Raw genomic sequence first — 1,538 nt, 5'->3', positions numbered from 1 at the left:
CTCAGGCTCAAGCTTACGAGAGCGTCGCCGACACCCTCCTAATCGACGCCAAGCCGCCCAAGGACGCGGCGCTGCCGGGCGGCAACGGCCGCCCGTTCGACTGGCGCCTGACGCGGGAGTTTCATTCCCACGTTCCGTGGCTCCTGTCCGGCGGGCTCGACCCCGAGAATGTCGCGACGGCGATCGCACTCAGCGGAGCGCGCGGCGTCGATATCTCCTCAGGCGTCGAGAGCGCGCCCGGCGTCAAGGATGAGCGCAAGATCAGGGCGTTCGTCGCCGCGGCCCGCCGCGCCTTCGCGCGAGCGCCTGCGGGAGTGACATGAGCAAGCTCGAGAAGCCAAATTCCTATCGCGCCGGCCCGAACGAACGCGGCCGCTTCGGCATCTACGGCGGACGCTTTGTCCCCGAGACGCTGATGCCGCTCATTCTCTCGCTCGAAAAGGCTTACGAGGAGGCGAAGGCCGATCCCGCTTTCAAGGCCGAGCTCGATCATTTGCTCAAGCACTATGTCGGGCGCCCGAGCCCGCTCTATTTCGCCGAGCGGCTGACCGAACATGTCGGGGGCGCAAAGATCTACTTCAAGCGCGAGGAGCTGAACCACACCGGGGCGCATAAGATCAACAACGTGATCGGGCAGATCCTGCTCGCTCGCCGCATGGGCAAGAAGCGCATCATCGCGGAAACGGGAGCTGGCCAGCACGGCGTCGCGACCGCGACCGCCTGCGCGCGCTTCGGCCTCGAATGCATCGTCTTCATGGGCGCGCTCGATGTCGAGCGGCAGAAGCCGAACGTCTTCCGCATGAAGATGCTGGGCGCGGAGGTCAGGGCCGTCGAGCAGGGGGCGAAGACCCTCAAGGACGCGATGAACGAGGCGTTGCGCGATTGGGTGACCAACGTCCACGACACCTATTATTGCATCGGCACCGTCGCCGGCCCGCATCCCTATCCGGCCATGGTGCGCGACTTCCAGTGCGTGATCGGCGAGGAGACGCGAGCTCAGATGCTCGAACTCGAAGGCCGCCTGCCGGACAGCCTGGTCGCGTGCATCGGCGGCGGGTCAAACGCCATTGGCCTTTTCCACCCGTTCCTCGACGAGCCTCAGATCGAGATCTTCGGGGTCGAAGCCGCAGGCCATGGGCTCGACGTTCGCGATGGCCACGCGGCCTCGATCAACGGCGGGCGCCCCGGCGTGCTGCACGGCAACCGCACTTATCTTCTGCAAACCGATGACGGCCAGATCCTTGAAGGCCATTCGATCTCCGCCGGCCTCGACTATCCGGGTGTCGGCCCCGAGCACTCCTGGCTGAACGACGTCGGCCGGGTGACCTATCTCGCGGCGACCGACAAGGAAGCGCTTGACGCTTTTCAACTGTGTTCGAAGCTCGAAGGCATCATTCCCGCGCTCGAGCCCGCGCACGCCTTGGCCAAGATCATCGAGCTCGCGCCCAAACGCCCGAAGGACCACCTGATGGTGCTGAACCTGTCCGGCCGCGGCGACAAGGACATCTACTCCGTCGCCGAGCATCTTGGGGGCATGT

General features: G+C 65.5%; 2 protein-coding genes. Both read left to right on the top strand.

The window, feature by feature from the left end; genetic code table 11:
- Positions 1–323, top strand: a 323-nt coding sequence (locus WCA85_RS15170) for a phosphoribosylanthranilate isomerase (RefSeq protein WP_424065184.1), incomplete at its 5' end; no start/stop codon positions are given.
- Positions 320–1,538 (top strand): tryptophan synthase subunit beta (gene trpB, locus WCA85_RS15165; protein ID WP_424065182.1); only part of this gene is annotated, 1,219 nt, incomplete at its 3' end. The genes WCA85_RS15170 and trpB, both read left to right, overlap by 4 nt.

It is taken from the genome of Paraburkholderia sp. (assembly GCF_049581445.1).
Classification (GTDB): Bacteria; Pseudomonadota; Gammaproteobacteria; order Burkholderiales; family Burkholderiaceae; genus Paraburkholderia.
Note: the sequence above shows the minus strand (reverse complement) of the source record. Positions and strands in the feature narration are given on the sequence as shown.